Origin of the sequence: Variovorax sp. Varisp85 (genome assembly GCF_047304045.1) — a bacterium.
GTDB lineage: Bacteria > Pseudomonadota > Gammaproteobacteria > Burkholderiales > Burkholderiaceae_C > Variovorax.
Genome location: NZ_JBGLYN010000050.1, coordinates 36897 through 45899 on the forward strand (window position 1 = coordinate 36897; position 9003 = coordinate 45899).

The window sequence follows — 9003 nt, forward strand, 5'->3', positions numbered from 1 at the left end:
CCAGCATCAAGCGGCAGCAGCCAGCGTCGATTCGCTCGTGTACGCACGCACCAGGCGCAGCAGTTCCTCTTCCGAGTACGGCTTGCCGAGGTAGTGGTTCACGCCCAGCGTGCGCGCGTATTCGCGGTGCTTCTCGGCGATGCGCGAAGTGATCATGATGATCGGCAGGCCGGCCATCGAATCGTCGGCGCGGATGTTGCGGGCCAGGTCGAAGCCGTCCATGCGCGGCATCTCGATGTCCGACAGCACCACCGCCGGGCGCTCCTGCTGCAGCCGTTCGAGCGCCTGCAGGCCATCGGCCGCAAGCGACACGCGATAGCCTTCGCGCTGCAGCAGGCGCTGCGTGACGCGGCGCACGGTGATGGAGTCGTCCACCACCAGCACCAGCGGGACCTGCGGTGCCACCGGAGCCAGCGTCGGCAGCGGCTGCTGCGGCGCGCCGTGTTCGGCCGCGGCGCCGTGCGCCGGCGCTGCCAGCGCGGCGGCCTGGCGCTCGCGCGCCTGTTCGCCATGCACCGAGGCCAGCGCCACCGGGTTGTAGATCAGCGCCACCGCCCCCGACGCCAGCACCGAGATGCCGGCCAAGCCGGGCAGCCGCGCGAGCTGCGGGCCGAGGTTCTTGACCACGACTTCCTGGTTGCCCAGCACTTCGTCCACGTGCAGGGCCACGCGCTGTGCCGCGCTTCGCACGACCACGATCGTGTTGTTCCTGGCCACCGCGTGTTCGCTGCGGGTCGAGGCCTGCAGCAGCGCACCGGCCCAGTAGAACGGCACCTGCTCGCTGCCGAACGGATGGCTGTTGTGCAGGTAGGCCGCCTCGAGGTCGGTGCCGCCCACGCGCTGCACCAGCTCCACCAGGTTCGACGGCACGCCGATCGACACTTCGCCTGCGCGCAGCATCACCACGTGCGTCACGGCGGTGGTCAGCGGCAGCACCAGCTTGAAGGTGGTGCCCTGGCCGGGGTTGCTGTGCGTTTCGATGCGGCCGCCGAGCGCCGCGATCTGCGCGCGCACCACGTCCATGCCGATGCCGCGGCCGGCCAGTTCGGAGACCTGCCCCGCCGTCGAGAAGCCAGGCTTGAAGATCAGCTCGGTGGCTTCCTCGGCCGACAGCTCCTTGTCGTGTTCGAGCAGGCCGAGGGCGCGGGCGCGCTCTGCGATGCGCTTGTTGTCGAGGCCGGCGCCGTCGTCGCGGAAGCTCACCGAGACGTCGTTGCCTTCGTGGTGCAGGTCGATGACGATCAGGCCGCTGGCGTCCTTGCCGGCCTTCTCGCGCACCGCCGCACTCTCGATGCCGTGCGCCACGCAGTTGCGCAGCAGGTGCTCGAAGGCGGGCGTCATGCGGTCAAGCACGCCGCGGTCCATTTCGATGGAGCCGCCGACGATGTCCAGGCGCACCTGCTTGCCGGTGTCCTTCGAGGCCTGGCGCACCACGCGGTAGAGGCGGTCGGAGATGCCCTCGAACTCCACCATTCGCGTGCGCAGCAGGCCGCGCTGCAGTTCGCGCGTCTGGCGCGCCTGCACGCTGAGATCGTCTTCCGTGGCCTGCACCGTCTTCTGCAGCGTGCGCTGCACGGTGGCCACGTCGTTCACCGACTCGGCCATCATGCGCGTGAGTTCCTGCACGCGGGTGAAGCGGTCGAACTCGAGCGGGTCGAAGCTCTGCTGCGAGTCCTTGGCCTGCGCCAGTCGGGACTGCATCTGGCTTTCGGCCTGCACCTCGATGTCGCGCAGTTGCTGGCGCAGGCGGTCCAGGTTGCCCGTCAGGTCGGACAGCGAGCCGCGCAGCTGGCCCAGCTCGGCCTCCAGGCGCGAACGCGTGATGATGACCTCGCCGGTCTGCGCGACCAGGCGGTCGAGCAGCTGGGTGCGGATGCGCACGGCCTGGCCCGTTGCGGCGCGCAGCGGCGTGAGCAGCGCGGGCGCGGGGCGCGGCTGCAGCGTCGCGGGGACGCCAGGCTGGTCTTCGAGGCTCGCCACGGGAGCGGCGATTTCGTCGTTCGCGGGCACGCCGGCTTCGGCCGCAACCTGCGGCGGCGGGGCGGCAGGCGCGGTCGCAGTGGCCGCGGCCACGATCTGGGCCAGCTCGACCTGCGTGGCGTCGTCGGCCGCGCGCAATGCGTCGAAGGTGGCCTGCAGGGTGTCGAGGCGCGCCAGCAGCTTTTCGATGTCGGCGCGTGCCGCTCCCTGGGAGCCCAGGATTTCGATCTCGGACTCCATGCGGTGCGCGCGCTCGCCCAGGCGCATGGCGCCGGCCAGCCGTGCGCTGCCCTTGAGCGTGTGCAGCGTGCGCAGCACCGAGGCGCGCGGGGCACCATCGTCTGGGTGATGCGCCCACTGGCGCAGCGCCTCGCCGAGCTGCGGCAGCAGTTCGGCCGCCTCTTCCTCGAAGATCGGGAACAGGTCGACGTCGACCGCGTCGGCCAGGTCGATGGCGTCTTCGGAATCGTCCAGCGCCACGTCGGCGACGGATTCGGCAACCACCACCTGATGCAGCGGCCGGGCCTCGGCACGCATGGCGAGTTCGGTCGGCATCGGCGAATTGGCGATGTCGCGCAGCGCCTGCAGCGTGCCTTCGGCCGGGTCGCGCAGGAAGCCGACGGCGAACTGGTGCAGCAGGCGGCGCAGTTCGTCGGCCGCGGCCACCAGCACCATGCCCTGCTCCCGCGTGCCGCTGCCCAGCATCTGCAGGTGCTGCAGCGCGGCTTCGAGCAGGCGGGCCATGCCCGACAGGCTGTGGAAGCCGACCGTGGCCGAGCTGCCGGCCAGCGAGTGGGCCAGCGCAACGGTCGAGTCGGGCAGGCGTTCGTGCGATTCGAGCGCCCATTCGCCGACGTCGGTGGCGAGCTGGCGCGACCATTCATCGGCCTCGTTGAGGTAGACGTTGTAGAGCTGGATGCCGATGCGCAGCGGGCCGATGACCTTGACCTGGTCTTCGGCGCTCGCAGCCGCGGCTGCGATGTCTTCCGCGGCTTCTTCCTGCGGTTCGGCAGACACGACAGGCGTGGCTGCCGCGGCAACGGGCTCGGGCGCTTCGTCGGCGACCAGGATCTGGGCTTCGGCAGGCGCCACCGGCGCCTCGAAGATGGGCGCGATCACCTCGGCAACCGCCGGGGCGGGCAGTTCGGGTTCGGGTTCCGGTTCGGCGACCGATTGCAGCTCGGGCTCGGCGACCGGTTCTTCCTCATGCGGCGGCAGCGCCGCGGCTTCGATGACTTCCGGCTCGGCGGCGGCCTGCACGGGCAGCGGCGCGGGTTCCCAATCGAGATCGGGCAGGCCGGCGGTGGTCGGCACGGTGGCTTCGACCGCTTCGACGACTTCGATCACGGGCTCGGCTTCCGCCAGCTTCGGCTCGGTGGCCACGGGCGTCTTCGCGGGCGAGAGGAAATCGAACTCCTCGCCGCTCGGCAGGGCTGTCAGCGCCGCGGGCTCGGTGGTCTGCTTCGACTCGAAGTCGATGAAATCGGTCGACGCGAAATCGTCGTCGGTCTCGGGCGCGGCGGGCGCAGTGGGCTCCTGCCACGCCACGGTTTCGAGCGGCGCTTCGGGCGCCGCAGCGGGTGCGGGCGCAGGTACTTCCGGGGCCAGCGACAGATCGGGCAGATCCGGCAGCTGCAGCGGCGGCAGCTCCGCCGCCACCGGCGCCGGAACCTCGAGAAGGGGGGCGGGCGCGGTCACAGGCTCTTCGGCTGCGATGTGGCGCGCGGCGACCGCCAGGGCCTCGGCGTCGGCCATGCGCACCGGCGGGGGCACGGGCTCGCCAGCCAGCAGCGCGTTGGCCACGCGGCTGAACTGCGTGGACTGCCAGCCGTGCGCAGAACCCGAAGCGATGGCTTCGACCCATTGGCCGAATTCCTTCAGCGTGCGCTCGGTGCCCGACAGCAGTTCCGGCGTGGCGGGGCGCTGGTCGGCCAGCCAGGTGTTGAGCACCTGTTCGAGCGACCAGGCGGCATCGCCGAAGTCGGTGAGGCCGACCATGCGCGAGCTGCCCTTGAGCGTGTGGAAGGCGCGCCGCAGGATCGTGAGTTCTTCGGTGTCGTCCGGGTAGCCGGCGAGTTCTGCGATGGCGGCCAGGCCGTTCTCCACCACTTCGCGGGCTTCGTCGAGGAAGATGTTCTGCAGGTCGTCTTCTTCGAGCTCGGTGACTTCGGTGTCGGGCAGCGCGCTCGGGCCGGTGATCTTGTTCGTCCAGCTGTCGGCCTTGTTGCTGAATTCCTCGATCGGCGAGACCTTGGCCTTGCGGTTGGGCGTGGCCAGTGCGGCGAGCTTCGAGGCGATCTGGGCGTCGACTTCCTCGATGCTGAGCACGGCTACGGCGGCCGGAGCCTGGCTCGGGGCGGCGGCGTCGGCCGTGCTGTCGGTGGCCTGGCGGCCCATCAGCGGCTTGAGTTCGCCGGCATCGGCGTCGAACACGAACAGGCGCTTGGCCAGCGCGGGCTGGTAGCCCAGCATGTCGATCAGGAAGCCGAGCGCGCCGAGGTTGTTGCCCAGCGCGTCGAAGCCGGCCATTTCCTCGGCCGGCGAGGTGCTGACGAGCATCGCCTCGACGTCGTCGCGCATGCGCTGCACGGTGAGCGCGGCCTGGTCGAGGCCGAGCACGGAGAACACGCCGCGCATCTGCAGGAGCTGCGTCGGGACGGTGCGCAGCAGGCCTTTTTCGGCCGGGCGGCGGAAATACTGGTCGAGCGATTTCTCGAGCTCGCTCAGGTGGCTGCGCAGCTCGTCGACCACGGTGCCCATGGTCTGGCGGTCGCTCACGCGGCGGTAGAGGTCTTCCATCCACGGCTCGAGCGGCTCGGAATGGCCGCCCGCGCGCACGCGTTCGATGCGCCCCGCCAGCTGCAGCGTGCGGGCCGTGAGCTGCGGATCGCTCGGGTCGAGGTCTTCGAGCGCGGCTTCCAGGTACAGCACCGAGGTGGCGACTTCCATCGCGAGTTCGGTACCGGGCGCCTGGCCTGTGCGCACGGAGGCTTCGACCGCGTGGGTCAGGGCCAGCACCATCGGCAGGCTCGGCGGATGCAGCTTCTGCAGCGATTCGCCGAGCTGCGCGAAGGTGTCGGCCACCTGGCGCGTGCGGGTGATGTCGCCGCCCGAGAGCGCCGACCACATTTCCTTTGCGGTCTCGATGCGCTTGCGGGCTTGTTGCAGCACCAGCGGATCGAAGCGGCCGAACTGCTCGACGGTGTAGTCGACGCGCGGCTCGCTGGCGATGCCCCAGGCGTTGCGCACGGTGCGCAGCGTGGCGGCGTCGTCGCTGCCGGTGGGCACGGCCTGAGCGCAGAAGAACAGCAGGTCCTGGCCGAGGCGGTCGGACACCAGGCTGTCGCCGCGCGCGAGGGTGGCGTATTGCAGCAGCACGCGCGAGGCGGCGCGCTTGACGTAGGCGTCGGGCGCGATCAGGCCGGTGGCCAGAGCTTCGAAGAAGCCGGCGGCCAGGGTCCAGAAGCTGGCGACGCGGGGCAGCAGCGCGCCGCGTCCGAGCCCCAGGCACAGCGCATGCAGCCGGCGCGCGGCGTGCACGTCGCCGGTCTTGACCAGCTGCAGCACTTCACGGTCGAGCCGCGAGCGCACGGCCGGGTCGTAAGCCACGGCGGCCTGCGTGAGGGCAGGCTTGATCTCGACCCAGCGCCACGCGGTGCTCCACAGGTCGGCGGGGTGCACGCGCTCGTTGCCGACCAGTTCCAGCACGTCGCGGTACTGGGGAAACAGCGCCACCGACGACACGGGCTTGCCAGCCAGCAAGGCGTTCAGGAAGTCGACGACGGCGAAGCCGGCACGCTCGATCTTGAGCACTGCGGCGTCGGTGCAGCGCTGCGGTTCGGCAATGAAGCCCTGTACCGCGAACTCGATGGCGCCAAGCACCAGAGCGGGCGAGGAATGCCCCACCATCTGAAGGGCGCCAACGGCCTGGTGCAGTTGCTGGCGGGCCATCTGCAGCGGGCCGCTCTCGGGCTCGGCCGCAGCAGCGTCCACGTCGCGCACGAAGCGCCGCAGCGACTTGCCTACACCGTCAAGGGATTTCTGGATTTCTCCCAGCACCCAGGCCAGCGGCCCGAGGTCTTCGGTGGCCGGCATGTTGCCGGCGGGGGGGGCCGTGGCAGGGGTTTGAATCGACACGTTGGGTGCTCGCCGTTCTTATCTATCGGGGTCAGGCAATCTTGAAACGGGCCACCGAACGGCGCAGTTCTTCGGCCATCTGCGACAGCTCGCGCACCTGCTGGGCGGTGGTGCGCGTGCCTTCGCCGGTCTGTTCCGTCACGGCAAAAATGTGCTGGATGTTCGCGGCCACCACGTTGGCCGAATCGGCTTCGCGGGAGGCGGATTGCGAAATCTGCTCAATGAGGTCGGCAAGACGGCGCGACACGCGGTCGATCTCGGACAGCGCGGTACCCGCGTTGTCGGACAGCTTGGCCCCTTCGACCACACCCTGCGTGGAACGCTCCATGGCGCCCACCGCATCCTGCGTGTCGGTCTGAATCGCCTTCACCAGCGCCGAGATCTGGCGCGTGGCGTCTGCGGAGCGTTCGGCCAGTCGCTGAACTTCTTCCGCCACCACCGAGAAGCCTCGGCCGGCTTCACCGGCGGATGCGGCCTGGATGGCTGCGTTCAGCGCCAGCACGTTCGTCTGTTCGGTAATGTCCGAGATCAGCTCGGTGATTTCGCCAATCTCCTGCGACGACTCGCCCAGGCGCTTGATCCGCTTGGAGGTTTCCTGGATCTGGTCGCGGATGGAATTCATACCGCCGATGGCGTTCTGCACGGCCTGCAGGCCCGAGGATGCGGCTTGCAGCGACTGGCGCGCCACCGTGGCGGACTCTTGCGCCTGCGTGGACACGCCGTTGATTCGCTCGGCCATGGTCAGCACCGACTGGCCGGTTTCGCGAATTTCGCGCAGCTGTTCGGTCGAGGCGGCCAGCAGTTCGGTCGAGGTGCTTTCCACCTGCGACGTCGTCTGCGCCACGCGGGTCGCCGTGTTCTGCACGTTGCCCACCAGCAAGCGCAGTTCTTCCACCGTGTAGTTCACCGAGTCGGCGATGGCGCCGGTGATGTCCTCGGTCACGGTGGCTTCCTGCGTCAGGTCGCCTTCGGCCACTGTCTGCAGTTCGTTCATCAGGCGAAGAATGGCGGCCTGGTTGGCGTTGTTGATGCGGCCCACCTCTTCGGAGGACTGCTCGGCGGCCAGGCGTTCGCGCTCGGCGTTGGCGGCGCGTTCGCGGCCTTCGCGCACCTGCACGAAACCGATGGCACCGGCGAGGGCGAGGGCGGCCAGCGACAGCACGAACAGCAGCACGATCGTTCCGGCGCCGAGGCCGGTGCGTGCGGAGAGCTTGTCCTGCAGGTCGCCGAGCGACTTACGCAGCGGCTCGCTGTCGGTCAGGATCGAAGCCTGCGCTTCGCGTGCCGCCACCAGGCCCTGCAGGTTGCCCAGAATCGCGGAAGCCTGCGTGCGCATCTGCTCGTAGGTCTTCAGGATGGCTTCGAGCTGCTGGCGCGTCTGCGGGTCTTTCGAGCCGGGGAAGCGCTGCTGTGCATTGCCGTCGAGCAGGCCGCGGGTGGTTTCCTGGAAGGTGTTCAGGTCCTTGCCGAGCAGGAACACGGCGTCGGGGTTCACACCCTCGACCGTGAAGAACTCGTTGGTCGACTTGCCGATGCGCTGCGTCAGCATCACCAGCTGGCCGGCGGCCGAGATCTCGGGCAGCGTGGCGTTCTGCTGCATCTTCAGCGACGCGACGGTTTCCGTCATTTCGAGCAGCGTGGACGACTGCTGGTTGATGTCGCGCAAGGCGGCTCCCACCTGCGTCAGGATCTGGCGCTGGGCCAGCACGGCCTTGGCGCTGGCATCGGCACGGGTGACGAGGGGATTGATCTTGTTCATCTCCTCGTCGTACTGGTTGCCCACTCGCTCCAGGTGCAACGAGTCGTCGCCGTTGGTCAGACCCGCGACGCGGCGCGAGAGGTCGTCGGCGCTGTCCTTCACTTCGACGAACGCCGAGGCGCTGCCGACGAGGGCCTGCGAGATCGACTTGGCAAGGCGCTGCGACTGCATCAGCGACTGGCCGGTGGCAGCCACCTGCTGAGCCAGGCGGTCCGCGCGAAGAATGGCGGAACCGGCCACCAGCAACAGCAACAGCACCGCGACCGCCAGCATGATGGCCAGGATACGCTGCTGCCGCGCCGGATTGGAGCCCGCGCGGCCGTCGATGGTGTCGGGCACCGCTTCGACAGCCGCAGCGCCCGGCTCGTTGGCGGCGTCGCCGCCGCCGCCCGGCAGGTCGAGGTCGCTGAAGCCGGTGTCCGCGGGCGCGGCCCCCTTCTTGGCGATACGCACGGTTTTCTCGTCCGGGACCTGGACGGTGTCTACGTCGTCGATAGACAACGTGGAACCGGAGCCATCGACGCGGGCCTTGTCGTTCCCGTTGGTCACGGGCAGTAATTTCTTGAACTTGTCGGCGATCGAGCTCACGGTCGGTCCTTCAGATAGTTTCCGGTACGGCGTGCGGGGGCACTACGCACCAATGCTCAAAAACTGGGGTTGCTGGGAAAGCGCCTGCAGGTTGACTTCCTGCCAGCGCTCTCCCGCCGCGTCGGTAAACAGATGCCCATGCCAGGCAGGTGCTTCTGCGCCAGGAGGTTCGGAGGCCGTGAAGGCCTCCGCACCCCGCAACCCCGCCAGTCGATCGACCAGCAAAGCGCAGTTGACTTCGAGCAGCTCGTTGAAAGCAACGAGCCGCGACTGGATGCGGGCCGCCTCGGTGGCGGCCAGCGCGCCCGGAACGCCGGTGGCGAATGCCGACAGCTGCACGACGCCATAGAGGCCGCCGCGCAGGTTGGCAACGCCGAGGAACCACGCCTGCGTGTAGGGCACAGGCTGTGGCGGCGTCCAGGGAAAGATTTCGCCGGCGTGTCCCAGCGGGAAGAGGTATTTGCCCTCGCCCGCCTCGACCGCCAGCCACGTGGCGGCCACGCCCGTCGTGGGGGGGGGGGGGCGGGCGCGGGGCGCGC

3 protein-coding genes are annotated in these 9003 nt (G+C 69.4%); all 3 read right to left on the reverse strand.

What is annotated here, in order from left to right; translation table 11 throughout:
• Nucleotides 1-6 precede the first annotated feature (6 nt).
• Nucleotides 7-6117, reverse strand: coding sequence for an Hpt domain-containing protein (locus ACCC97_RS19435; protein WP_413334464.1), 6111 nt, complete (start codon nucleotides 6115-6117; stop codon nucleotides 7-9).
• Between the two features lie 31 nt (nucleotides 6118-6148).
• Complete coding sequence (locus tag ACCC97_RS19440; protein ID WP_413334466.1) at nucleotides 6149-8464, reverse strand: methyl-accepting chemotaxis protein; 2316 nt, start codon at nucleotides 8462-8464, stop codon at nucleotides 6149-6151.
• Between the two features lie 42 nt (nucleotides 8465-8506).
• The coding region (locus ACCC97_RS19445; protein WP_413334468.1) for a chemotaxis protein CheW at nucleotides 8507-9003 on the reverse strand (497 nt) is incomplete at its 5' end.